We start from the raw sequence: 24,307 nt of genomic DNA, 5'->3' as shown, positions 1-24,307 counted from the left end.
GGTTCTCCTGTTCTGTTTCCGACGGTGCCGCGCTTCAGGCGTGGACGAGGAAGGTGCCGGCCAGCCCGGTGACCACCGGGACCACGCCGATCAGCACGAAGGCGGGCAGGAAGCAGAGCCCGAGCGGCGCCGTGGCCAGTACGCCCGCCCGGCGGGTCCGGGCCTGGGCGGCGGTCGCGGCGGAGGCCCGGCAGCCCTCGGCGAGCCGGGCGAGCCCTGCGGCCGGCGGCGCTCCGCTGGCGCTGGCCCGGACCAGGCAGCGGCCCAGCGGCGCGAGCACCGGATCCGCGCCGAAGCGGGACCAGCTCTCCTCCGCGTCCCCGCCCATCCGCAGGTCGGCGGCGACCTCCGCCAGCCTGGACGCCATCGGCTCGCCGACCGCGGCGCCGACCGCGACCGCCGCCGCGTCCGGGGCGCACCAGGACGCCAGGCAGCCGGCCAGCAGGTCCGCGGTCAGCGGCAGCTGCGCGGCGAGCGCGGCTGCCTCCCGGCTCGCCCGCCGCTGCTCGGCCGAGGGCGGGTCCGGCAGCCAGCGGTAGCCGACCGCAGCCGTCAGCACGCCGGCCAGCAGCCCGCGCAGCCCGGCCACCGTCACCGCCACCCCGGCCCCGATGACCAGCGCCGTCACGCAGCGGACCGTCTGCGGGGGCAGCCCGGGCCGCTCGTCCGTCCGCCCGGCGGACCGACCCGGCCGGCCGCGCCGCCACCGGTGTCCGGGCAACGGCTCCATCGGGACCCCTGCGGCGCGGGACCGCGCCCTCACCCTGGCTGCAGCCAGCGCCCCGGCCCCGCCCAGCAGGGCCGCCGCCACACCGCTCGCCACCGCCGCCAACCAGACCAATCCGCTCATGCTCCTGCTCCTGTCCCTGTCTCGGCGCGGGTGCTCCATGACCCGCTGCCACTGCGGCCGGGGCCGCTGCGGCCGGGGCCGCTGCCCTCGGCCCGCTCCGGGACCGCGAGTTCCGCGCCCCGGGCGATTCGGCCGGTCCAGGCGATCCCGGCGCACTCCAGCAGCGCACCGAGGGCGAGGCAGACCAGGCCGCTCGGGGTGTGCAGCAGCACCCGCAGCGGATCGGCGCCCAATCCGGCCCCGAGCAGCAGCCCGAACAGCGGCAGCGCGGCCAGCAGCGCCGCCGTCGACCTCGGTCCGGCCAGCTCCGCCCGCACCGTCTCGTGCAGCGCACGTTCGGCCCGAAGCCCCTCGGCGACGCGGTCGAGCCCCGCAGCCAGGCCCGCTCCGCTGGACGAGGCCACCTCCCAGCAGGCCGCGATCCCGGCCGCGCCCTCGGCACCGGGCAGGGCCGCCATGGCCCGGAACGCCTCCGGCACCGACCCGCCGTAGAGCACAGCGGCCAACAGCAACGTGCTGTCCAGCGGCGGCCCCGCCGACCGGCTCCGGCCCCAACGGCCCAGGACGCCCACTACGCCCGGAACACCGCGGGCTCCGTCCGGCGGCCGCCCGTCCGTGGCGAGCTCCGCGCCCACCAGTCGCGCCGCCTGCTGCGGGGTCGCCCCGGTGCGCAGCTCCCCCGCGAGCGCTGCGCACATCCCCACCACCGCCCCGCGGCGCTGCTCCCGGAGCGCCGCCCGCTGCTTCCGGCTTCGCAGCCGTATCGCGGGCACCACGGCGCCGGCAGCGGCGGCGGCCACCAATGGCGAGTGGGTCGGCCAGGCCGCCAGCAGCCCCAGCGGCAGCAACAGCAGCTCCGGCGGCGGGGGCCGCAGCCAGCCGGGGCCGAGCGGGGACCGCCGTCCCAGCCGCCGTCCCAGCCGCCGTCCCGACCGCCGCCCGTAGCCCCGCCCCCAGCGCCGTCCAGAACGCGGGCCCGGCCGCCCCCGGGAGCGCCACCGACGGCTGCGGCGGGCCTCCTGGACCGGCTGTTCCCCGTCCGGCGCCTCCCGCCGCCGCCCCGGGAACAGCCGGTTCCGTCGGCGCACCGCCTCGTCCAGGCTGCTCAGCCGCCAGGCCAGCCAGCCCACCAGGCACAGCACCAACCCCGAGACCAGCGCCTGCAGCATCTCGCCGGGCATTCCCAGCAGTCCGTCCAGCCGTACAGCTCCGCCCACCGCGCCGCCCACCAGGTCGCTCTCCACGCCGCTCACCCCGTCATCCATCGCTCGTCGTTTCCGCAGCGCCCGGCCAACCGGGCCCATCCGCTGCCCCGCCGCATCCGCCCGTCCGCCCCGAACCAGGCCGCCGGTTCGGTGTCGACCAGTCCGCTGGCGCCCCGCCGTAACAGCCGCACCTCGGCCATCCGCCGTCCGGCGCCGTCCCTGACCAGGTGGACCACGGCGTCCAGGGCCGCTGCCAACTGGCTGTGCAGCGCCGCCCGGTCCAGTCCGGCAGCCGAGGCCAGCGCCTCCAGCCGGGCCGGGACGTCCGCTGCGGCGTTCGCGTGGACGGTCCCGCAGCCGCCCTCGTGCCCGGTGTTGAGCGCGGCCAGCAGGTCCACCACCTCCGCACCGCGGACCTCGCCGACCACCAGCCGGTCCGGACGCATCCGCAGCGCCTGCCGGACCAGGTCACGCAGGTCGACCAGGCCCGCTCCCTCCTGGTTGGGCGGTCGGCCCTCAAGCCGGACGACGTGCGGATGGTCGGGTCGCAGCTCCGCCGAGTCCTCGACCACGACCAGCCGCTCGGCCGGGCCGACCAGTCCCAGCAACGTGGCCAGCAACGTGGTCTTCCCGGTCCCGGTGCCGCCGCTGACCAGGTACGACATCCGCGCGCCGACCATGGCGCGGAGCAGCGCCGCACCCTGCTCGCTGAGCGAGCCGGCCCGGACCAGCTCCGGCAGGGTGAACGGACGGCCCCGACTGACCCGCAGCGAGATGCAGGTGCAGCCGACGGCGACCGGCGGCAGCACCGCGTGCAGCCGGGTGCCGTCGGGGAGCCGGGCGTCGGTCCAGGGCCGGGCGTCGTCCAGTCGGCGTCCGGCGGCCGTGGCCAGCCGCTGGGCCAGCCGCCGCACCGCCTGGCGGTCCGGGAAGCGGATGTCGGGGACGCGTTCCAGTCCGTTGCCCCGGTCCATCCAGACCTCGTTGGGGCCGTTGACCAGGACGTCGGTCACCGCCGGATCGGCGAGCAGGGGGTCCAGCGGACCGGCGCCGACCATGTCCGAGCGCAGTTGCCGGACCAGCTCCACCACCTCGGTGGTGCCGTAGGGGTGGCCCTGGGCCCGCAGCGCGGCGGCGACCTCGGTGGTGCCCGGTTCCGCACCGGCCTCGGCCAGCCGCAGCCGCACCGCGTCCACCAGGGCCTCCCGCTGGCGCCCGGCGTCGGGGGACCGCAGGCCCTGCCTCATGCCCCCACCCCGGCTCCGGCGCTCGGCAGAGCCTCGGTCAGGAAGGCGGAGCAGAAGCGCCCCAGCGGCCCCTTCGGCCGGTCCCCCGGCGGTCTTCCGCGTTCCAGGTCGCCGCTCAGCCCGGGTTCGGCGAGGATCTCGCCGGCCAGCGGCAGCCGCAGGCCCCGGGCCACCTCCTCCCCGGTGACTCCGCCGGGCGCGGGGCCCCGGACGACGGCACGCAGGTCGGTGAGCCGCATCCGCGCCGCGGCCGCGACCCGGCCGGAGGCGGTCATGGCGCGCAGCTCGGCCGGAATGACCAACAGCCCCAGGTCGGCCTGTTCCAGGGCCTCGCCCGCCGGTTCGTCGATGCGCCGGGGCAGGTCGAGCACGACCACGCCACCGCGTCGGCGGGCGGCGCCCAGGACCGTCCGCATCGCCTCCACCGGAATGGTCAGCAGGTCGCCGCGATCCCAGCTGAGGGCCAGCAGTTCATGGATCCGAGGCAGTGAGCGCTCCAGCTCGACGGCGCTGACCCGCCCCCGCGAGCCGGCCAGGTCGGGCCAGCGCAGACCGGCCTCGGACTCCCCGCCGAGCAGGATGTCCAGGCCCCCGCCGAGCGGGTCGCCGTCGATCAGGACCGTGCGGTGGCCCTCCCGGGCGGCGGTGACCGCCAGGGCGCAGGCGAGCGTGGAGGCCCCGGCCCCGCCGCGTCCGCCGAGCACGGCGACGGTGAGCGCCTGCGGCCCGACGCCCTCGGCGGCATCGGCGATCCGGTCGCGCAGCCAGAGCTCGCCGTCCGGCAGGAAGACGACGTGCCTGGCCCCGATGACGACGGCGCGCTGCCAGACCCCGACGTCGTCCAGGTCGCGTCCGACCAGCAGCACCTGCGGACGGGTGGCCAGCCCGGCGAGGCGGTGCGCGACATCGTCGCCGACCAGCACCAACGGCGCCGTCTCCCAGGCCTGCCGACCCGGCGGCGCACCGCACACCACCTGCGGCACAGCGCCGACGGCGGCGCAGATGCGCAGCAGTTGCTCGATGAGTTGATCGTCCTCGGTGACCAGCAACGGCCCCTCGGACGGCGGGTCTGCGGACGGTACGGCGGACTGTGTCCCCTGGCCGGATCCGGACATGGTTCTCTCCCCCGGGCAGCATGCGCGGTGAGTCGCGCTGGGTGGTGAACGGCGCTCACGGTGCTGCTCGCGGCGGGCGTTCTTGAGCTGTCAGCAACCCTGCCGCGATTCACGGACCGGCCGGGAAGCGGGACCGTGATCTGTGGAGAAACCAAGGGGTGTGGAAAAGCCCGCCACCCGCTCGGGTGACTTATCGTGCACGGGATTGACACCGTGTCCGACAACGCCCCCAGGGCGACCTCGACCGGGGGCGGACAGCTCCTGCGGCGGATCGCCGACAGGCCGGCGACAGGCCGGTCCGGGCAGTCGGCGGACACGCTCCGAGGGAGCGGCCCGGGGCGCCGTCGGCGCCGGGGCACACTGCCGACCGGCTACTCACCAGGCGGCTCGGACGTGCGACGACCCCCGCCGGGGGGGGAGAGCGGGGGTCGTCCTCCACAGTCCGACTCGGGGGGGAGGAGCCAGACCGGGGCGACACGGTCGCGAACGAGCCGTGACCTCCATGGTGTACCCGGGGCCCTTCCCGAGCAAACCAGCGGGCCGGCCCTTGGGCCGAATGGTGGGCCCCGGAATCACGGCCCGAATCACCCTCCGAATCACGACCGGAATCACGACCGGAATCAGGCGCCGAATCACCGGTGGAAGTACCGCGCCAGCCACCGTCGGAAGCGCCCGCGGAAGAATCGCCGGGAGCGACCCGAGAAGCGTGATCGGAAGAACAGCCGGAATGGCGACCGGAATCGAACTCTGCGGTCAGTCGGACCCGCGCGATTCGAGGACCGGCGGCCGCTGCCGACGGTTCTCCGCCACCGCGCCCGCCCCGGTGCGACCGCCGCACCGCACGCTGTCCGTGCGAGCTCCTATCCTCGTCTTCGTGGACACCCACCGCGACCCCCAGCGCCAGCCGATCCCCGCAGCCCCGGCGCCCCTCGCCCGGCAGCTGCGGACCGCCGCCTTCTTCGACCTCGACAAGACCGTGATCGCGAAGTCGAGCGCACTCGCCTTCAGCCGGCCGCTCTACCGGGGCGGCCTGATCAACCGCCGGGCCGTACTCAAGAGCGCCTACGCCCAGTTCGTCTTCCTGGCCGGTGGCGCGGACCACGACCAGATGGAGAAGATGCGCCAGTACCTGTCCTCGCTCTGCCGGGGCTGGAACGTCCAACTGGTGCGCGAGATCATCGCCGAGACCCTGCACGAGCTGATCGACCCTCTGATCTACGACGAGGCAGCCTCGCTGATCGAGGAGCACCACATCGCCGGACGCGACGTGGTGATCGTCAGCAGCTCGGGCTCCGAAATCGTGGAGCCCATCGGCGAGATGCTCGGGGCGGACCATGTCATCGCCACCCGGATGACCGAGGCCGACGGCTGCTACACCGGCGAGATCGACTTCTACGCCTACGCCGGCAACAAGGCCGTCGCCATCCGCGAACTCGCCGCCGTCGAGGGCTACGACCTCGAACGCAGCTACGCCTACAGCGATTCGGTGACCGACCTGCCGCTGCTGGAGGCGGTCGGTCACCCCTACGCGGTCAACCCGGACCGGGGACTGCGACGCGAGGCGCTGGCCCGGGAGTGGCCGGTGCTGCTGTTCGACCGGCCGGTCCGGCTCAAGCAGCGCAGCCCCTCGCTGACGGCGGTCCGCAGCCGGCCGGTGCTGGCCGCCGCAGCCGTGGGCGCCGCAGCCGCGACCGCCGGACTGGTCTGGTACGCCGCCAGACGCCGGACGCAGCCGAGCTGAGCCCTCCGGCGCCGAGCTGCCCGGCGGCGACCCGCCCGGCGCCGGGCGGAAGGTAAAGAAATGCGCCCCCGGGTTCCGCTTTGCCCGGAACCGCGCTACAAAGGAAGACAGACGGCCCGCGAGACCGGGTGGACCAGAGCACCGGCCCACTGAGTTTCAGGCCCCACGGACCGAGCACAGAGACCGAGCACCCACGTGCAGCCGACCCGCGATCGGGCCGCCGCACCCGGCCAACGGGCAAGATCCCAGCCGGATGGGCATTCCTGGCGCACGCATGGTCACTCGGAATCTGTGCCAGCGGCGGCACTGTGACGGTGCCGCCGCATTGCTGTGCCCGGAGGCACGCTGACGGCGGCTCAGACCATGCCGCGCTGCATCGCCTCGCACACCGCCGTGCTCTCCCGCACGCCCAACCGCAGTGCCGCCGCACAGTGCACCACCCAGAGCGCCATGCCCTGCTCGCTGCCCGAGGCGTAGCCCGCGAGTGCGTTGCGGTAGGCGTCCGTCCCCAGTTCGGCCAGGCCGACCTCCAACGGGCAGATGGCCTGCGGGTCGAGGCCCTCGGCGATCAGCACGATCCGCTGGGCCGCGCGGGCGACCAGGCCGTTGTGGGCCGCGAACGGCCGCAGGGTCATCAGTTCGCCGTGGACGACGGCGGCGACGACCAGGGCGGGCGCGGTCCTCTCGTTCGGGTGCTTCTTCCCGCCCCGGGCGGCCAGCAGCCGGGCGAGCCCGTCCAGCCGGGCGGCGACCTCCTCCGGGCCGGGCGCGGCCGGCAGTTCGAAGGTGTCGGCCGACGCTCCGCCGGCGACGGCCTCGGGGAACAGCGGCGCCGCTCCTTCGACCTCATCGGCCACCGGCAGCGCCGGGCCGAACAGCGGCGCCGCGGGCTCGTCCCCGCGGCGCGGGCGTCCGGCGCCGGCGGCCTCGGCGGACTGCGGATCGTCGCCGCAGGCCAGCAGGTGCAGCCGGGCCAGCACCTGCAGCGGCGAGTGCCGCCAGGTGCCGAGCAGTTGTCCGGCCTCGGCGTTCAGCCGCAGCGCCCCGCCGACGACCCGGGCCTCCGGGTCGCTGCCGAAGTCGGTACGGCGGCGGACCTCCTCCAGCGGCCAGTCGGCGCCGTCGAGCGCGGCGGAGGCACGGGCTCCGCGCAGCGCGGACTCGGAGGTCACCTCGCCCGCGCGGCGGCGCATCACCCGGTGGCCGTAGAGGCGGTCCACGGCGCGACGGGCCTCGGCGACGGACTCGGCGACGCCGGGCAGGTGCGCGAGTGGTTCGAGGGGGTCCACGGAAGGAGTGCTCACGCCCTGAGCGTACGTAACGCGGGTGCACGGGGGCGCCTCGGGGCGTGGCATCACGCTCCCTCGAAAGGGTCAACAGTGCGTCAAACCCGATCACGAAGCGGTTTTCAATCGCTACGATGACCACTATCGGTGACGATAACGCTTTTCAATAAGACTCGGCCGAGACCCTGGCAGCAGACTGCTCCCCGCAGGCACTGCGAGCATCGCCCTCCACAGTAAGCACCCCGGAGTTCCCATGAAGATCGCCTTCGTCGGCAAGGGCGGCAGCGGCAAGACCACCCTCTCCTCCCTCCTCGTCCGCCATCTGGCCGCAGCAGGCGCCCCGGTGATCGCCGTCGACGCCGACATCAACCAGCATCTGGCGACCACCCTGGGACTGACGGAGGAGCAGGCGGCGTCCATGCCCTCGATGGGGACGCACCTCCCGCAGATCAAGGAGTACCTGCGCGGCGGCAATCCCCGGATCGCGGACGCCGCGTCAATGATCAAGACCACCCCGCCCGGCAGCGGCTCCCGGCTGCTGCGGATCGCCGAGTCCAACCCCGTGTACGACCTCTGCGCCCGGGAGGTCAGCGTCGACGGGGCCCCGCTGCGGCTGATGGCCACCGGCGCGTTCGCCGAGGAGGACCTGGGGGTGGCCTGCTACCACTCCAAGGTCGGCGCGGTGGAGCTCTGCCTCAACCACCTGGCGGACGGGCCCGGGGAGTACCTGGTGGTCGACATGACCGCCGGCTCGGACTCCTTCGCCTCCGGCCTGTTCACCCGCTTCGACCTGACCTTCCTGGTCGCCGAGCCCACTCGCAAGGGCGTCTCGGTCTACCGGCAGTACCGCGAGTACGCGGCGGACTTCGGGATCAACCTGCGGGTCGTCGGCAACAAGGTGCAGCACGAGGACGATGTGGCGTACCTGCGCGAGACCGTGGGGGCGGACCTGATCGGCTGGCTGGGCCAGTCCGACTGGGTGCGCCGGGCCGAGCAGGGGCGGGCGCCCCGGCTCGCAGAGCTGGAACCGGGCAACCTGGACACCCTGCGGCTGCTGCACCGGGCGGTCGACGACTCCTACGCGCAGCGCGACTGGGCCCGCTACACCGAGCAGATGGTGCGCTTCCACCTGCGCAACGCGGAGAGCTGGGGCAACGCCAAGACCGGACAGGACCTGGCCGACCAGGTGGACCCGGACTTCGTGCTCGGCGAGGACGCCCGGACCGCCGCCTCGGTGCCGGCCTGACGAACCCGGCCACGCCACGGCGGCACCACCGCGACCACAGCAGCGCAGCGGCCACAGCGGGCTGACACCCGGTCGGGTGAATTCGGCGGGCCGCAGCCCTCATCAAAGTAAAGGATTCATTACTCTTCATTTACCGACACTTGGTTAACCGTGGCCCACCCCTGCCGCGCTCATGTCGCCACGCCGTCCTCGTCACCAGGAGACGCGACCCATGCAGAGCATCGGCCCGCAGGGCCTCCACCGCGAGCAGGGCCTCCCGCCCGAGCAGTTCCTCCCCGCCGAGCAGCCGCTCCCCTGCGAGCAGCTGCTCGGCGGCGTCCGGGAGTTCCAGCAGCACACCGCACCCGGGCTGCAGCCCGAGCTGGCCCGGCTGGCCCGCGAGGGCCAGTCGCCCTCGCAGCTGTTCATCACCTGCGCGGACTCCCGGCTCGTCCCCAACGTCATCACCAACAGCGGACCGGGCGAGCTGTTCACGGTCCGCAACATCGGCAACCTGGTCCCGCCGCCGGACGACTCGGTGGCCGCCGCCATCGAGTACGCGGTGGAGATCCTGGAGGTCGGCACCATCACCGTCTGCGGCCATTCGGGCTGCGGCGCCATGCAGTCGCTGCTGCACGGGGCGCACCGCCGGGACGGGCTGGCGCGCACGCCGCTGACCCGCTGGCTGCGGCACGGGCAGGACTCGCTGCAGCGGGTCCGGCACTCCCCGGCCCGGATCGCCGGGGGCGGGTCGGCCGACGCACTGGAGCGACTCTGCCTGACCAACGTCGTCCAGCAGCTCGACAATCTGGCCGCCAACCCCTCCGTCCGGCGGCGCGCGGCGGCCGGCGGGCTTCGGCTGACCGGGCTGTACTTCGATTTCGCGAAGGCGCAGACGTACGTGCTGTCCCACAACAGGCGTACCTTCGATCCGGTCCGACCCCACCTGGAGTCCGCCGCCTGACCTGGACCGACGATCGCACCCGAGAATCGGACAGAGGTCTACACCAATTCGCCGAGGAGTCTTGTCAGCGCGGCCGCATCCTGGTGAGCTAGGCCATGACCACCACTGGGACGACGGGACACCACGGGACGCCCGCGCCCAAGACTCGAATGAGGAGTGCGCGTTGAGCAGCAATGAAAGCCTGGAAAACCTGCTCAAGGAAGAGCGTCGATTCACCCCGCCCGCCGAGCTCGCCGCCGCCGCCAATGTCACCGCAGCCGCCTATGCCGAGGCGAAGGAGGACCGGCTGGCATTCTGGGCCGCCCAGGCGCGCCGGCTGAGCTGGGCCACCGAGCCCACCGAGACCCTCGACTGGTCCAACCCGCCCTTCGCCAAGTGGTTCGCCGACGGCGAGCTCAACGTCGCCTACAACTGCGTGGACCGCCATGTCGAGGCCGGCAACGGGGACCGGGTGGCCATCCACTTCGAGGGCGAGCCCGGCGACAGCCGCGCCATCACCTACGCGGAGCTCAAGGACGAGGTCTCCAAGGCTGCCAACGCCCTCACCGAGCTCGGCGTCGCCAAGGGCGACCGGGTCGCGATCTACCTGCCGATGATCCCCGAGGCGGCCGTGGCGATGCTCGCCTGCGCCCGCATCGGCGCCGCGCACTCCGTCGTCTTCGGCGGCTTCTCGGCCGAGGCCGTCGCCTCCCGCGTCCAGGACGCGGACGCCAAGCTGATCATCACCGCGGACGGCGGCTACCGCCGCGGCAAGCCCACCGCGCTCAAGCCCGCCATCGACGAGGCCGTGCTGAGCTGCCCCACCGTCGAGCACGTGCTGGTCGTCCGCCGTACCGGCCAGGAGACCGCCTGGAACGCGGACAAGGACGTCTGGTGGGACGAGATCACGGGCCGTCAGTCCACCGAGCACGTCGCCCAGCCGCACAACGCCGAGCACCCGCTGTTCATCCTCTACACCAGCGGCACCACCGGTAAGCCCAAGGGCATCCTGCACACCACCGGCGGCTACCTCACCCAGGCCGCCTACACCCACCACGCGGTCTTCGACCTCAAGCCGGAGACCGACGTCTACTGGTGCACCGCCGACATCGGCTGGGTCACCGGGCACTCCTACATCGTCTACGGGCCGCTGGCCAACGGCGCGACCCAGGTCATGTACGAGGGCACCCCGGACACCCCGCACCAGGGCCGCTTCTGGGAGATCGTCCAGAAGTACGGCGTCACCATCCTGTACACCGCCCCCACGGCCATCCGGACGTTCATGAAGTGGGGTGACGACATCCCGGCCAAGTTCGACCTGTCCTCGCTCCGGATCCTCGGCAGCGTCGGCGAGCCGATCAACCCCGAGGCCTGGATGTGGTACCGCGAGCACATCGGCGGCAACCGCTGCCCGATCGTGGACACCTGGTGGCAGACCGAGACCGGGGCGATGATGATCAGCCCGCTGCCGGGCGTCACCGCGACCAAGCCCGGCTCGGCGCAGACCCCGCTCCCCGGCATCTCGGCGACCGTGGTCGACGACGAGGCGCACGAGGTGCCCAACGGCGGCGGCGGCTACCTGGTGCTGACCGAGCCGTGGCCGTCGATGCTGCGCACCATCTGGGGCGACGACCAGCGCTACCTGGACACCTACTGGTCCCGTTTCGGCACCGGCCACGACCCGGCCGAGCCCGAGTGGCGCTACTTCGCCGGCGACGGCGCCAAGAAGGACGAGGACGGCGACCTCTGGCTGCTCGGCCGGGTGGACGACGTGATGCTGGTCTCCGGCCACAACATCTCCACCACCGAGGTCGAGTCGGCGCTGGTCTCGCACCCGAAGGTGGCCGAGGCCGCCGTCGTCGGCGCGACCGACGCGACGACCGGTCAGGCCATCGCCGCCTTCGTGATCCTGCGCGGCACCGCCGCCGACAGTGACGACCTGGTGGCCGAGCTCCGCAACCACGTGGCCAAGGTGCTCGGCCCGATCGCCAAGCCGAAGATGATCAAGGTGGTCAGCGAGCTGCCGAAGACCCGCTCCGGCAAGATCATGCGCCGGCTGCTGCGCGACATCGCCGAGGGCCGCGCGGTCGGCGACACCACCACGCTGGCCGACTCCTCGGTGATGGACCTGATCCAGAGCCAGCTCCCGGGCGGTACCGACCAGAGCTGACCCACCGCGCGCACCGAGCACGCGCACCGACCGCCGAGGGCCGCCCCAGCACCGCGCTGGGGCGGCCCTCGGCGCGGGCAGCTCCTAGGATCGGGGGAGATGCCCGATTTGTCGGACCGGTTCGGAGGCCCCGCGCGTGAGTGACCGCCCCGCTCCCCGCCCGGACGGCAGTCCGCCGCTCGGCCCCGATCCCGAGTCGGGCTCCACCCAGGCCCCCCGACGGCAGTTCCTCGGCCGGCTCCCGCTCCCCGAACGGACCTTCCTCGCCGACGCCCTCCGCGCCGAGACCGTGGGCGGCGTCCTGCTGCTGCTGGCGACCGTGGCAGCACTCGTCTGGGCCAACGTCTGGCCGCATTCCTACGAGACCGTCGTCGAGCACACGGTCGGACCGTCCCATCCGCTGCACCTGGACCTCCCGCTCGGCGACTGGGCCAAGGACGGGCTGCTCAGCGTCTTCTTCTTCGTGGCCGGCATCGAGCTCAAGCGCGAGCTGGTGGCCGGCGAACTGCGTGACCGCCGGGCGGCCGCGCTGCCGGTGGTCGCCGCGGTCTGCGGGGTGGCCGTGCCTGCCCTGGTCTACACCCTCGTCAACAGCGGCGCCGACGGCCACCACGGGGGTTGGGCCATCCCCACCGCCACCGACATCGCCTTCGCCCTCGGCGTGCTCGCCGTGGCCGGCACCCACCTGCCGTCGGCGCTGCGCGCCTTCCTGCTGACCCTCGCGGTGGTGGACGACCTGATCGCGATCCTGATCATCGCGATCTTCTTCAGCCACGGCATCAAGCTCTGGGCGCTCGGCCTGGCCTTCCTCGGCCTGGTGCTCTTCTACGCCCTGCACCGGCTGCGGGTGCACGGCTGGTACCTCTACCTGCCGCTGGCCGTGGTGATCTGGGCGCTGATGCACGAGAGCGGCATCCACGCCACGGTCGCCGGCGTCGCCATGGGCCTGCTGCTGCGCTGCACCAAGGACCCCGGCGAGGCGCACTCCCCGGCCGAGCACATCGAACACCTGGTCAGGCCCTTCTCCGCAGGCTTCTGCGTGCCGGTGTTCGCCCTGCTGTCGGCCGGAGTGACCCTCAACGCCCACGCGCTCGCCGACGTCTTCACCCATGCCGCGCCACTGGGCGCCCTGCTCGGGCTGCTGGTCGGCAAGCCGATCGGAGTCTTCGGCGGCAGCTGGCTGACCGCCCGCTTCACCAGGGCCGAGCTCAACCCCGAGCTGGAGTGGAGCGACCTGTTCGCGGTCTCCGTGCTCTCCGGCATCGGCTTCACCGTCTCACTGCTGATCAGCGAGCTGGCCTTCGCGGACGATCCGGCCCTCGCCCGACAGGCCAAGGCGGCGGTCCTGGTCGGCTCGCTGATCTGCGCCCTGGTCGCGGCGGTGCTGCTGCGGCTGCGCAACCGCACCTACCAGCGGCTGTACGAGCAGGAGGAGGCCGAACAGCAGGGCGGACGACCCGTCTGACACGGCGGCTCCCGGGCCGTCCGGGAAAGCCGCCCGGCTCCGATCGGCAGGCCGAGTGGTCGCACCCCTCCGCGAGGAGGCATGATCTGAGGCAGAGCTCTGACGACGCGACAGGAAGACCTGAGGAGAAGACCGGATGTCCACCGCTTACAGGTCCGAGAACGGCAGTACCTCCTCCGACGGGGCCGAGCGCACGGTGGGCCAGCTGTTCTCCTCCGCCACCGCCGACCTGTCCGCGCTGGTGCATGACGAGATCAGGCTCGCCAAGAAGGAGATCACGCAGGACGTCGTCCGCGGCGGCGCCGGAGCTGCGGCCGGGCTGGCCGCCGGGGTGATCCTGGTCGCCTCGATCCCGGTGTTCAGCTTCGCCATGGCCTACGGCATCCACGCCTCCGGCCTCGGCCTGGCCTGGTGCTTCCTGATCACCGGCGGCGCCTTCGTACTGCTCGCGATCATCGCCGGGCTGGTCGCCTGGCGGCTGGTCAAGAAGATCTCGCCGCCGGACCGGACCATCGCCTCGACCAAGGCGACCGTGGACGTGCTGAAGACCGCCAAGCCCCGACCCGCCGTCGGCCCGGCCGACGAGCTGCCCGCGATCCGCCGCTGACGGCACGGCACGCGCCCGACGGTATCGCCGGGAGTGTGACAGGCTTGTCCCCATGGCGTCTGACCCCACGTTCGGCGGATCCCGCAGCTCTTCCACCGACTTCTCCTTCGACCCTCGGCTCGACGGCCCCTGGACCCATCGGGACGTCTCCGCCAACGGCGGACGCTTCCATGTCGCCGAGATGGGCGAGGGGCCGCTGGTCCTCCTGGTGCACGGCTGGCCGCAGTTCTGGTGGACCTGGCGGCACCAGCTGGTCGCGCTCGCCGAGGGCGGCTTCCGGGCCGTCGCCGTGGACCTGCGCGGTGTCGGCGGCAGCGACCGCACGCCGCGCGGCTACGACCCCAGCAACATGGCCCTGGACCTGACCGGGGTGATCCGTTCCCTCGGCGCCTCGGACGCGGCCCTGGTCGGCCACGACTGGGGCGGCTTCCTCGCCTGGACGGCGGCGGTGATGCGGCCCACCCTGATCCGCCGACTGGCCGTGGCCTCCAGCGCGCACCCGCGTCGACTGCGCCGGGCACTGATGAGCGACCGGCGGCAGATCGCGGCGGCCGAGCACCTGCTCGCGCTCCAGCGGCCCTGGATTCCGGAGCGTCAGCTGGCCGCGAACGACGCCGAACTGGTCGCCGACTACCTGACCGAGTGGGCCGCCCCCGGGCGCGCGCCGGACGAGAAGGCGCTGCTGACGTACCGGCACGCCATGCTGCTGTCCAACACCCGGCACTGCTCCATCGAGCCCTTCCGCTGGCTGATGCGGTCCATGGGCCGACCCGACGGGTTCCAGTACTCCCGCCGGATGCGGCGGCCGGTGCGGGTGCCGACGCTGCATCTGCAGGGGGCCCTGGACCCGCTGTTGCTGAACCGGACGGCGGCCGGCTCCGGCGAGTACGTCGAGGCGCCCTACCGCTGGCGGCTGCTGGAGGGAATCGGCCACTACCCGCAGGAGGAGGACCCGGAGGGCTTCTCGCGGGAGCTGCTGAACTGGCTCCGCGACCCGGAGCCGGACCGCTGAGCCGACGTCAGCTCCCGCTGTTCACCGCGTTGCCACCGGCCGGTGGCGGGACCTGGGCGACAGCTGTGGCGAGGGCCGCAGCGGAAGCCGCCAGTCTGAAAATAGGACCAGCGCATAGGCCAATTGGCCTCGTCGCACGGGATTACCGATCCCCGGGTCTGGGCACTGCTCTCTCATGAGCTGGATGCACGATCGCGCCATCGCGCCCCTGTCCCGTCGCCGCTCGCCTCAGCAGACAGCGCCTCTGCGCTCTGCGCTGGGCAGCCCCGGAGCCGCGCCCTACTCGGTCGGCGGCGCGGCCGTGCTGGACCACGCCGGCCTCCCGAGCATCCTCACCCGCCGGGCCCGCTGGGTGACCTCACGGCTCCGCCAGCGCTGACCCGGGCGGCATCGGGCAGCGTGCTGCCGATCAGAGCTTCGGGAACGAGCCGGGCGAGAGCGCGGTGAACCAGAGCAGGCCGACCGTGGCGAGACCCATCAGCGGGACGAGTATCTCCGTCTCCAGCTTGTTGCCGCTGCTCTTGATCACCACGATCTCGTAGCGGTTCTTCAGCGGCCACAGCCAGGGCGCGCCCATTTTGGTGATGGAGTCACCGAGCAGATGGGCCACGCAGCCGAGGCCGACCGCGTAGGGCAGCCAGCCCGGCGCGGAGGGGATGAACTTGTCGATCACGCCGGTGCCGAGTGCGGCCATCGCCACGATCGTCCCCCAGGCCGAGAAGCCGTGGCCGGGCGGGCAGAGGTTGAGCGCCCGTACGGCCAGCGCCATCAGGAAGAACGTCATGCCCAGGGTGAACGGCCGCCCCAGGTAGCTCACGCCTGCCCAGGTGCCGAAGGACATCAGGGCGACGAAGAGGAGCGAGTGGGTGGCGTGCCGGTGGCCGCCGGAGATCCAGGCGACGAAGCGGCAGAGCGTCTTGGAGACCGGCCCCAGGAAGTTGGCGATCGTCCCGTCGTGGTGGTCCAGGTCGGGGAGCAGCGCCGCGCCCGCGGTCAGCACCGTGCCCATCAGTATCTCCGCCGGGGAGAGATGGCGGTGCATCAGATCCTCCGGCAGGAAGGGCGCCGTGGCCGCGAACAGCAACGCCCCGCTCACGGCGTGCGAGTGACCCATCATGATGTCTCGTCCTCCCCCTGATACCCGACCTCACGCCGGCCCTGCGCCGACCGCCCTGACCCCGACGACACCTTGATCGGTTCGGGTGGGCGACCCAGACGCTACCAGTTGCCGCCGACAGCACCGACGTCCCAGCTCAACCGTGATCTGACCGGCGGTCGGATCAGAGCGCACAACCCTCGGTGTTCACCTGGGCGGTGGCGGTACTGCCCTGGTTGGCGTCCGCCTCCACCTCCTCCGCCGTCAGCGCGTAGCCGGTCTGCGCGTCGTCCAGCGACTTGGCGAAGACCACCCCGTACACCTCGCCGCCGGGAGTGAGCAGCGGTCCGCCGGAGTTGCCCTGTCGAACAGTCGAACGGATCGAGTAGACCTCGCGGGTGACCGTGCCCCGGTGGTAGATGTCCGGGCCCTGGGCGTTCAGCTGCTGCCGGACGCGCGCGGCCTGGACGTTGAAGGGGCCGTTCTCCGGGAAGCCGGCGACGATCGCGCCGGCGCTGTCCTGGGCGCCGCCGGCGAATTCGAGGACGGGGGCGTTGAGCCCCGGCACGTCCAGCACCGCGATGTCCCGCTGCCAGTCGTAGAGGACGACCGTGGCGTCGTAGGTCCGGCCGCCGAGCTGGACGGTGGGATCGCTCACCCCGCCCACGACGTGGGCGTTGGTCATCACCCGGTGCGGCGCGTAGACGAAGCCGCTGCCCTCGATCACCTTGCCGCAGCTGGGCGCGGTGCCGACGACCTTGACGATGCTCTTCCGCGCCTGCACCACGGCCGCGCTGTTCACCAGCGCCGGGTCGGGCGGCGGGACGTCGGCGATCGGCTCGTTCTGGAAGGGGTTGAAGACCTGGGGGAAGCCGTTCCGGGCGAGGGCCGAGGTGAAGTTGGAGAACCAGGACGGCGCGTCGGCCGGCAGCGTCCGCTGCACGGCGCTGAGCACTGCCGAGGTCCGGACCTCGCGGGCGACCGTCGGCAGCGAGGTCCCGGCCAGCGCCGAGCCGATCAGCCAGGCCACCAGCAGCATCGCGACCACGTTGACCAGCGCGCCGCCGACGGCGTCGAGCAGCCGGACCCGGCTGCGGTCGATGGGTCCGCGCAGCTTCCAGCCCCAGTGGGTGGTGAACGCCTGGCCGAGCGAGGCGAAGACGATCACGACGACGACCGCGACCACCGAGGAGGTGGTCCCGCCCGGCAGGTGCTGCAGCAGGTACGGCAGCAGTTGGACGGCGATCACCCCGCCGCCGAGGAACCCGACGACCGAGAGCACGCCGACGACGAAGCCCTGCCGGTAGCCGGAGACGGCGAACCCGCAGGCAGCGAGGATCAGCAGGATGTCGAGGACGTTCACGGCAGCTTCCTGGGCAGGGCGGGGCGCTCCCCCGGCCGAAGGAGCAACGGCCAACCATCCCATGCGCGGTCGGCGCTCCGGAGCCCGAGTGGCAGAGCTTGTCTTCTTCTCACGTTCGGACGGGGCGGAATGGTTCCTGCAAGCCGCTGACCTCCCTTCCTGCGCCGCGGCTGCGGGCTACTGCTGCCGACCCGAGAATTCGATCTCCCGACTGGTGTCCCAGGGCCGTTCCAGGCCGCTGAAGTGCAGGATCCGGTCGATCACACCGGCGGTGAACCCCCACACCAGCATCCCCTCGACCTCGAACGCGGGGCCCCGGAAGCCGCTGGGATGCCGCAGCCGGGCCCGCCGCCCGGGATCCGTCAGCTGGGACACCGGCACCCGGTAGACCGCCGCGACCTCGGCCGGATCGACCGGCCCGACCGGGGACGGCTCACGCCACCAGCCGAGGACCGGAGTGACCACGAAGTCGCTGACCGGGATGTAGAGGTCCGGCAGCACCCCGAAGACCTGCACACCGGCCGGATCCAGGCCGGTCTCCTCCCTGGCCTCGCGCAGCGCGGCGTTGACCCGGCCCGGTCCGTCCGGGTCGCCGTCCTCGGGGTCGAGCGCACCGCCGGGGAAGGAGGGCTGCCCGGCATGGGAGCGGAGCGAGCGGGCGCGCTCGATCAGCAGCAGGTCGGGGCCGTCGGGGCCCTCGCCGAAGAGGACCAGCACGGCGGAGCGCCGACCGCCCTCGGCCGGCGGCAGGAAACGGCTCAGCTGCCGCGGCTCGACCCGCTCGGCGGCGTCACGGACCGGGGCCAGCCAGTCGGGCAGTCCGTCCCGGGCGATCTGGACCATGTCCGTCATCGGCCGCTGCCTTCGTCGGTACCGGTCGCTCCGGCGTCCCCGGTCGCTCCGGCGTCCCCGGCTCCGGCCGGGGAGGCCGGCAGCCCGGGATAGTCGGCCGGCGGCTTCAGCCGCTGGCCGGGCCGGCCGCCCTTCTCGTACTTCAGCAGCTTCTCCGCCTTGACCGGGTCGGTCTCGCCCTCGCCGTAGGAGGGGCAGAGCGCCGCGATCGGGCAGGCGCCGCAGGCGGGACGCCGGGAGTGGCAGATCCGGCGGCCGTGGAAGACGACGCGGTGCGAGAGCATCGTCCACTCGCTCTTCGGGAACATCGCCCCGACCTCGTGCTCGACCTTCACCGGATCGTCGGACTCGGTCCAGCCGAAGCGCCGCGCGAGCCGCCCGAAGTGGGTGTCGACGGTGATTCCGGGAACGCCGAAGACGTTGCCCAACACCACGTTGGCGGTCTTCCGGCCGACACCGGGCAGGGTGACCAGGTCCGCCAACCGGCTCGGCACCTCGCCGCCGAAGTCGTCCCGCAGCGCGGCCGACAGCCCCAGCAGCGACTTCGCCTTGGCCCGGAAGAACCCGGTCGGCCGGATGACCTCCTCCAGCTCCTCCGGATTGGCCGCCGCCAGCGCCGACGCGGTCGGGAACTTGGCGAACAGCGCCGGCGTCGTCTGGTTCACTCGCAGGTCGGTCGTCTGCGCCGACAGCACCGTGGCCACCAGCAGCTCGAACGGATTCTCGAAGTCGAGCTCGGGATGGGCATACGGATAGACGTCCGCCAGCGCCCGATTGATCTTCCGCGCCTGCCGTACCAACCCCGCACGGGTGTCCGGCACCTTGGCCTTCCTGAACCCCGGCCCACCAGCAGCCGCCACCACGCCACTCTTCGCCATGCCCGCCAGCCTACGACCCCCCACCGACACCCAACGGAAGAAGCGGACACGCTCACCCTCCCTCCCGATCCCGAGCCGCCGCGAAGCACTCCGCCGCCTCGATCCGCAGCAGAATTTCCTACCACCGGTACTACTGTTTCAGGGATGAGTGCACACGCGCAGTCGCCGATACCGGAACGGGCCACCAAGCGCTCCGTCTCCTTGGCCACCTCGCTCGTGGACGAGGTCGAGGAGCGTACCGGGAAGACCGGCTTCTCCGCCGTCATCGCCGAAGCGCTGGAGCAGTGGCTCGCCATGGCCAAGCTGCGCGAGGTGGTGGCCGCCGACCGCGAGGAATTCGGCGCCGTCTCCGACGATGCCCTGCGCCGGGCGGAGGAGGAATGGTCAGCAAGCGCCTGAAGACCCGCGTCCAGCACGGCGGAACCCTCGTACTGGATGCCCAGGGGTTGTCCCTGCACGTCGAAGGCGACGAGGGTATGCGGGCCAGGATCGAGGTCGCCGAGCGGAACGGCAGCCGCGTCGTCCACTCCGCAGTCACTCCGTTGGAAGTCAGGCGAACCGGCAAGGCAGCCGAGCGTCTCGCCTACCTGCTGTCCCGCTTCGACAAGAAGCCGGTCACCGACGACGTGGTGACCACAGCCCGGAAGCTGCTGGACGCCGCCGGGCTGGACGGTCACGAATGCCTGGTCGATGCCCTGGTCGTGGCGACGGCCGCGCTGGCGACGCCACCCGTCCTCCTCGTCACGTCCGACAGGTCCCACGTACCGGCCCTGTGCAAGGCCGTCGAGACACTCCCTGGCTCACCTGCGGTCAAGCCGATCCTGGTCTAGCGGCCCACCGTCAGCTCGCGGTTGCCGGTAGCGGGCGGTCGAGCAGGAAGGCGGTCAGCAGGGCGGTGTAGAGGGCAGGCCGGCCTGCGGAGATGTCGTGGCCCGCGCCGTCGACCAGGACCAGTTCGGAGTCCGGCAGCGTGCTGCGGTACTCCGCCGTCACCTCCGGCTTCATGAAGTCGCAGGAGCCGCGCAGGATCAGCGCGGGGACGTGGACCGCGCGCAGCGCGGGGCGCGGGTCGGGCAGCCGGTCGAAGTCACTGCTGGTGACCTGGTTGGTGTAGAAGCCCTGCGGGTTGTCGTGCGCCGGCACCGGCGCGGCGCCCGCGCAGGTGGTGCTGTCCTTGCCGGTCAGGGCCAGTTCGTGCAGCCAGTGGTCGGCCTCGTCGTCGCCGAACAGCGCGTGCGCCGCATTCGGGTTGACGCCCAGCAGCAGCGAGGCGGCGATCAGCCTCGGCTCGGAGAGGAGTTGGTCGTAGCGGGCACGCTCCGGCGCGGTGAGCCTGGTCCACGGGTCTCCCGCGCGGGTGCCGGGGTACTGGTGGCCCCACAGGGCGCCGGGCGAGACGAACACCACCTTGGCCACGTGGGCGCTGTGCGCGAGCAGGTACTGCGCCGCCAGCGAACCGCCCCAGGAGTCGCCGACGAGGATGACCTTGTCCGCGCCGATCTCGCGGCGGATCGCGTCGAGATCGGCCACGTCCCGGGCGACCGTGTAGCCGGTGACGTCCTTCAGCCGAGTGGACCGGCCGGCCCCGAGCTGGTCGTAGGAGTACACGTCGAAGCCCGCTGCCGCGAGTCGGCTGCCGCCCGCCGGCATCCCCTCGGCCGGGGTGCCGGGGCCGCCGTGCAGGAAGATCACCGGTGTCGGGCGGACCGTGCCTGACCCGTGCAGCGACACATAGGCGATCCGCGAGCCGGTGGGCAGGTCCCAGAAGCGCACGTTGGCGGGGACCGGCCCGGGGCCGGGGTGCGGCATGGGCTGGAAGACGGTGGCGAGGGCGAGGGCCACCACACCGGCGGTCGTGGCTCCGGAGTACAGCAGCGCGGCCGGCCGCCCCTTGCCGAGCAGCGCGAACGCGCCCCGGGCCAGCAGGTAGCCGACCCCGGCCGCGGCGACGAGGCCGGCGACCGCGAGCAGCGGGACGTTCGCGCTGACGGTCGCCAGGGCGACGAATCCGGCCGCGCCGGAGAGCGGGGCCAGCACCAGGGTGCCGGCCAGCAGGACGATGCCGAGGACGCGGCGGAGCAGGGTGGAAGTCATGGTTTCGACGCTATGAGCGCGTCGGCCGGGTTCCGTCGGACCGGAGGACGGTCGGTGGTGACCCCGGCCCCGCCGCGCGGCGGGGCCGGGCCTCCCCCCAGCGGCCGGGCCCGGTCCACCGGGCCGGTCCGCGAAGCCCGGCCCGGGAGTTCAGGCCACGCCGGGGCGGACGAGACCGGTCTCGTAGGCGGTGATGGTCGCCTGGATCCGGTCGCGCACCCCGAGTTTGGCGAGCACCGCGGCGACATGGTCCTTCACCGTGGCCGGGCCGATGCCCAGGACCGAGGCGATCTCCGCATTGCTGAGGCCGCGGGCGACCAGCCGCAGCACCTGGGTCTCACGCGGCGTCAACCGGTCGAGGCCGGTGGCTGGTTGCAGGCCGGGTCCCTGCGCGAAGCGGCCGATCAGCCGTCGGGTGACCACCGGGTCCAGCAGGGCGTCGCCGCCCGCGACCACCCGGACCGCGTCGATCACCCGCTCCGGCGCGGAGTCCTTCAGCAGGAAGCCGACGGCTCCGGCGCGCAGCGCGGCGAACACGTATTCGTCGAGGTCGAAGGTGGTGAGCACGACCACGCGGAGCGAGGGCAGGGCGGCCGTGATCCGGGCGGCGGCCGCCAGTCCGTCGGTCCCGGGCATCCGGACGTCCATCAGCACCACGTCCGGGCGCAGCGCCAGCGCGAGCGCGACGGCGGCATCGCCGTCCGCGGCCTGCCCCACGACGGACAGGTCGGGCTCGGCTTCGAGGATCGCCGCTATTCCGGCGCGGACGACGGTCTGGTCGTCGGCGACCACCACTGTGATCACGAGGGGCACACCTCCGGCAGCCACACCAGCGCCGCGCCGTCGTCGGCCGTGGCGAGCGTACCGCCGACGGCGTCGGCCATGGCGAGCAACCGCCGTCGTACCGCCGGGTCGGCGGGCCGCGGACCGGACAGCTCGACTCCCCCGTCGTGGTGCAGCACGGTGAGCGTCGCACCGTCGGCGAGCAGCATCGCGGCGGCCCGGTAGGCGGTGACCTCCAGCGCGGGCGGCAGCGGGCGGCATGTGGGGGCCGCATAGCTGAAGGTGGCGTCGTACCGGGTGGCGAGGGTCAGGGCGCCGCCGATGGTCGGGGGCGGGTCGTGCGGGTCCTCCGGGTCGTGCGGAGCATCCGGGCTGTGCGGATCCTCCGGCCGGTGCGGATCCTCTGGCCGGTGCAGTTCGCCGAGCTGTTCGCGAAGCGCGGCGAGGGCCGCACGGGCCTGGGCCAGCACGGTCTCCAGCCGACCGGCGTCGGCCGCGTCGACCATCGCCCGCAGGTGCCCGCCGGTGGTGCCGCGCAGACCGTCCGCGATCCGCCGTCGCTCCTCGCGCACGGCTGCGCCGGTGTCCCGGTCGAGCTCCGCCCTGGCCCGCGTGAGGGCGGTCCGGCGGCGCTCCCGTCCCCGCGCCGCGCGCCGACCGAACGACCAGGACGTGTACGCGGGCACCGCCAGCGCCGCGGCCAGCACCGCCCAGGCGCCCATCCGGCTGCCATTGATCATCGGCCCCTCGGCGAGCACCAGTCCGCCGACGACCGCGACCGCGAGCGGCGCGAGCCGGCCGCCCCGGCGGGGCGGGTACGCACCGACGGCGTGGAGCAGCGTCAGTTCGACCCACCAGTACACCAGGAACACATCGCTGACCGGCGGCACGGCCGGGACCGCCGAATCGCAGGCCAGCCACAGCAGCAGGGCGGTCAGCACCGCCGCCAGGCTGCGGGCGGGCGCCCGCGTCCGCCAGCCCAGCGGCACGGCGTGCAGCGCCGACAGCAGGACCACGGACACCAGCGGCAGCGGACCGGCAAGGGAGTCGGGCAGGCCGGTGGAGAGCAGGTCCGCGCCGAGGGACAGCGCGATCGCCAGTGCGACCAGCGCCCAGTCCAGGGCGCCCGGACCGCGCCAGTGCGGCCACCGGCGACTCACGGCCGGTGCGGCCAGCGGCAGTTCGGCCCTCACCCGCCAGCCGGTCCCGGCCGGGCCCGCCGACAGCGTCCCGCCGACGGCGGCGACGGTGCCGCGCAGCCCGGCCAGCCCGATGCCGCTGCCGAGACCGCTGCTGAAGCCGCTGCCGAGCCCGGCTTCGAGCCCGGCGGTCGCAGCGCTGCCGCCGTCGTCCTCGACGGTGACGGTCAATCGGCTGCCGCCGCCGAGCCTGACCCGTACCGCCGCACCCCGGGCGTGCCGGGCGGCGTTGGTCAGTGCCTCGCCGACGACGCGGTGGGCCACCTCGGCGGCCTCCGGCGGCACGGCCTCCACCGTGCGCCGGTAGTCGGCGCCGGACCCGGCCGCGAGGGCGTCGATGTCCGCGAGCGTCGCCCGGGGCCCGTCGGGTTCCGGCCCGGCGAGCCGGTCGAGTTCGGCCGCCGCCTGTCTGCCGGTGACGGCGGCGTGAGCCAGCGCCTCGGCCGCCCGCGCGGGCTCCCGCAGCCGCAGGGCGGCGGCGGCCGAGACCACGATTCCGGTCAGCCGCCGGGCGGCGGCATCGTGCAGCTCCGCCGCCATCCGCTCGCGTTCGCGGGCGACGGCGAACCGGGGCGCGGCCGTGCAGCCGACCCGGAAGGCGGCCAGGGCGTCCCGGAACGCCCTGCGGCGGCGCCGGGATCGGCCCAGGGCCCAGAGGACCGCGGCGGCACCCAGCGCCACCAGCGCCGCTCCGAGGACCTCCCGCGGCGGGCGCCCCTGGATACCTGCCGCAGCCGCTCCGGCCAGTGCGACGGCCGCGCATCCGACGGCGGCGTACCCGGCCGTGCGGTGCAGGGCGACCGCACCCAGCGCGATCGCGGCCGCAGCCCAGGGGGCGACCGCACCCGCGCCGAGCGGGGCGGCGGCCAGGACGACGGCCAGGACGGCGAGCGGGGCGTACCGGCGCAGGGCGAGTGCGCCGCAGGAGACCGCGACCGCCGACACCGCCGGCCCACCGTGCAGCCCCAGGGCGACCTGTCCCGCGACGAGCAGGGCGGGCAGGGCCGGATCGAACCTCCGGCCTGCGGCGGCCACGGAGTGGGCCGCCCTCATCGGCGCCGGCTCCGGTCGCGTCCCCCCATGGCCGCAAGTCTGCGCCCGACTCGGGCCGCTGTCGCCCTCGTTCGGCGAAATCCGGACCTCGCGCCTTCCCGGGCGGGACCGGGGTCCGCCCCG

At 73.5% G+C, this 24,307-nt stretch carries 22 protein-coding genes; 10 read left to right on the top strand and 12 right to left on the bottom strand.

Features of this window, described 5'->3' with window-relative positions; genetic code table 11:
- Positions 1 to 34 precede the first annotated feature (34 nt).
- The 4 genes from BS75_RS22905 to ssd are packed head-to-tail and all read right to left on the bottom strand — an operon-like array spanning position 35 to position 4,417.
- Positions 35 to 850, bottom strand: coding sequence for a type II secretion system F family protein (locus BS75_RS22905; RefSeq protein ID WP_034089596.1), 816 nt, complete (start codon positions 848 to 850; stop codon positions 35 to 37).
- On the bottom strand, positions 847 to 2,103 hold the full coding sequence (locus tag BS75_RS46825) for a type II secretion system F family protein (RefSeq protein ID WP_052069626.1): 1,257 nt from the start codon (positions 2,101 to 2,103) through the stop codon (positions 847 to 849). The genes BS75_RS22905 and BS75_RS46825 overlap by 4 nt, the downstream gene beginning before the upstream one ends.
- Entirely contained in the window at positions 2,100 to 3,302 is a 1,203-nt protein-coding gene (locus tag BS75_RS22895; protein WP_042437443.1) for a TadA family conjugal transfer-associated ATPase, read from the bottom strand. The genes BS75_RS46825 and BS75_RS22895 overlap by 4 nt, the downstream gene beginning before the upstream one ends.
- Positions 3,299 to 4,417 carry a septum site-determining protein Ssd gene (gene ssd, locus BS75_RS22890; protein ID WP_081982524.1) on the bottom strand — a complete coding sequence of 373 codons (1,119 nt, stop codon included), beginning with the start codon at positions 4,415 to 4,417 and terminating at the stop codon, positions 3,299 to 3,301. Before ssd ends, BS75_RS22895 begins: the two co-directional genes overlap by 4 nt.
- A 907-nt stretch (positions 4,418 to 5,324) precedes the next feature.
- Here ssd and BS75_RS22885 point away from each other — a divergent pair.
- Positions 5,325 to 6,158 (top strand): HAD family hydrolase, encoded by an 834-nt coding sequence (locus BS75_RS22885; RefSeq protein ID WP_169790770.1) that lies wholly within the window; start codon positions 5,325 to 5,327, stop codon positions 6,156 to 6,158.
- A 356-nt stretch (positions 6,159 to 6,514) separates the two neighbouring features.
- Here BS75_RS22885 and BS75_RS22880 read toward each other — a convergent pair whose 3' ends face one another.
- Positions 6,515 to 7,513, bottom strand: coding sequence for a Fic family protein (locus BS75_RS22880; protein WP_034089595.1), 999 nt, complete (start codon positions 7,511 to 7,513; stop codon positions 6,515 to 6,517).
- A 184-nt stretch (positions 7,514 to 7,697) separates the two neighbouring features.
- Here BS75_RS22880 and BS75_RS22875 point away from each other — a divergent pair, with 184 nt between their 5' ends.
- The 7 genes from BS75_RS22875 to BS75_RS22845 all read left to right on the top strand — a co-directional run bounded on the left by BS75_RS22875 (position 7,698) and on the right by BS75_RS22845 (position 15,245).
- Complete coding sequence (locus BS75_RS22875) at positions 7,698 to 8,690, top strand: ATP-binding protein (RefSeq protein ID WP_034089594.1); 993 nt, start codon at positions 7,698 to 7,700, stop codon at positions 8,688 to 8,690.
- 211 nt (positions 8,691 to 8,901) lie between these two features.
- Entirely contained in the window at positions 8,902 to 9,633 is a 732-nt protein-coding gene (locus tag BS75_RS22870) for a carbonic anhydrase (RefSeq protein WP_052069625.1), read from the top strand.
- 163 nt (positions 9,634 to 9,796) lie between these two features.
- Positions 9,797 to 11,782, top strand: coding sequence for an acetate--CoA ligase (gene acs / locus BS75_RS22865; protein WP_034089593.1), 1,986 nt, complete (start codon positions 9,797 to 9,799; stop codon positions 11,780 to 11,782).
- A 136-nt stretch (positions 11,783 to 11,918) separates the two neighbouring features.
- Positions 11,919 to 13,247, top strand: a complete 1,329-nt coding sequence (nhaA, locus tag BS75_RS22860) for a Na+/H+ antiporter NhaA (protein WP_081982522.1) — start codon at positions 11,919 to 11,921, stop codon at positions 13,245 to 13,247.
- Between the two features lie 136 nt (positions 13,248 to 13,383).
- Positions 13,384 to 13,854, top strand: a complete 471-nt coding sequence (locus BS75_RS22855) for a phage holin family protein (protein WP_034089592.1) — start codon at positions 13,384 to 13,386, stop codon at positions 13,852 to 13,854.
- A gap of 52 nt (positions 13,855 to 13,906) precedes the next feature.
- Entirely contained in the window at positions 13,907 to 14,866 is a 960-nt protein-coding gene (locus BS75_RS43470) for an alpha/beta fold hydrolase (RefSeq protein WP_231607868.1), read from the top strand.
- Positions 14,867 to 15,050: 184 nt separating this feature from the next.
- Positions 15,051 to 15,245: a hypothetical protein gene (locus BS75_RS22845; RefSeq protein ID WP_034089591.1), complete on the top strand. Its 195-nt coding sequence runs from the start codon at positions 15,051 to 15,053 to the stop codon at positions 15,243 to 15,245.
- Between the two features lie 30 nt (positions 15,246 to 15,275).
- On the opposite strand, the gene BS75_RS22840 is transcribed toward BS75_RS22845, so the two are convergent.
- The 4 genes from BS75_RS22840 to nth all read right to left on the bottom strand — a co-directional run bounded on the left by BS75_RS22840 (position 15,276) and on the right by nth (position 19,055).
- Positions 15,276 to 15,983 (bottom strand): metal-dependent hydrolase, encoded by a 708-nt coding sequence (locus BS75_RS22840; protein WP_034089590.1) that lies wholly within the window; start codon positions 15,981 to 15,983, stop codon positions 15,276 to 15,278.
- 163 nt (positions 15,984 to 16,146) lie between these two features.
- Positions 16,147 to 17,325 (bottom strand): MarP family serine protease, encoded by a 1,179-nt coding sequence (locus BS75_RS22835; RefSeq protein WP_034089589.1) that lies wholly within the window; start codon positions 17,323 to 17,325, stop codon positions 16,147 to 16,149.
- Positions 17,326 to 17,502: 177 nt separating this feature from the next.
- On the bottom strand, positions 17,503 to 18,177 hold the full coding sequence (locus BS75_RS22830; protein ID WP_034089588.1) for an NUDIX hydrolase: 675 nt from the start codon (positions 18,175 to 18,177) through the stop codon (positions 17,503 to 17,505).
- Positions 18,174 to 19,055, bottom strand: a complete 882-nt coding sequence (gene nth, locus BS75_RS22825) for an endonuclease III (RefSeq protein ID WP_042437447.1) — start codon at positions 19,053 to 19,055, stop codon at positions 18,174 to 18,176. The genes BS75_RS22830 and nth overlap by 4 nt, the downstream gene beginning before the upstream one ends.
- Before the next feature lie 144 nt (positions 19,056 to 19,199).
- On the opposite strand from nth, the gene BS75_RS22820 reads away from it, so the two are divergent.
- A complete protein-coding gene (locus tag BS75_RS22820; RefSeq protein ID WP_034089587.1) occupies positions 19,200 to 19,454 on the top strand; it encodes a hypothetical protein in 255 nt (84 codons plus the stop codon).
- A complete protein-coding gene (locus BS75_RS22815) occupies positions 19,436 to 19,885 on the top strand; it encodes a hypothetical protein (RefSeq protein ID WP_042437448.1) in 450 nt (149 codons plus the stop codon). Before BS75_RS22820 ends, BS75_RS22815 begins: the two co-directional genes overlap by 19 nt.
- A 10-nt stretch (positions 19,886 to 19,895) precedes the next feature.
- Here the strand turns inward: BS75_RS22815 and BS75_RS22810 are convergent, their stop codons facing one another.
- The 3 genes from BS75_RS22810 to BS75_RS22800 form a co-directional block, all read right to left on the bottom strand.
- Complete coding sequence (locus BS75_RS22810) at positions 19,896 to 21,149, bottom strand: alpha/beta hydrolase (RefSeq protein ID WP_034089586.1); 1,254 nt, start codon at positions 21,147 to 21,149, stop codon at positions 19,896 to 19,898.
- 150 nt (positions 21,150 to 21,299) lie between these two features.
- On the bottom strand, positions 21,300 to 21,953 hold the full coding sequence (locus BS75_RS22805) for a response regulator (protein ID WP_034093577.1): 654 nt from the start codon (positions 21,951 to 21,953) through the stop codon (positions 21,300 to 21,302).
- Positions 21,950 to 24,184: an ATP-binding protein gene (locus BS75_RS22800; RefSeq protein WP_034089585.1), complete on the bottom strand. Its 2,235-nt coding sequence runs from the start codon at positions 24,182 to 24,184 to the stop codon at positions 21,950 to 21,952. Before BS75_RS22800 ends, BS75_RS22805 begins: the two co-directional genes overlap by 4 nt.
- Between the last annotated feature and the right edge of the window lie 123 nt (positions 24,185 to 24,307).

Source organism: Streptacidiphilus albus JL83 (assembly GCF_000744705.1).
GTDB lineage: Bacteria > Actinomycetota > Actinomycetes > Streptomycetales > Streptomycetaceae > Streptacidiphilus > Streptacidiphilus albus.
This window is presented reverse-complemented; position numbering and strand designations above follow the sequence as displayed.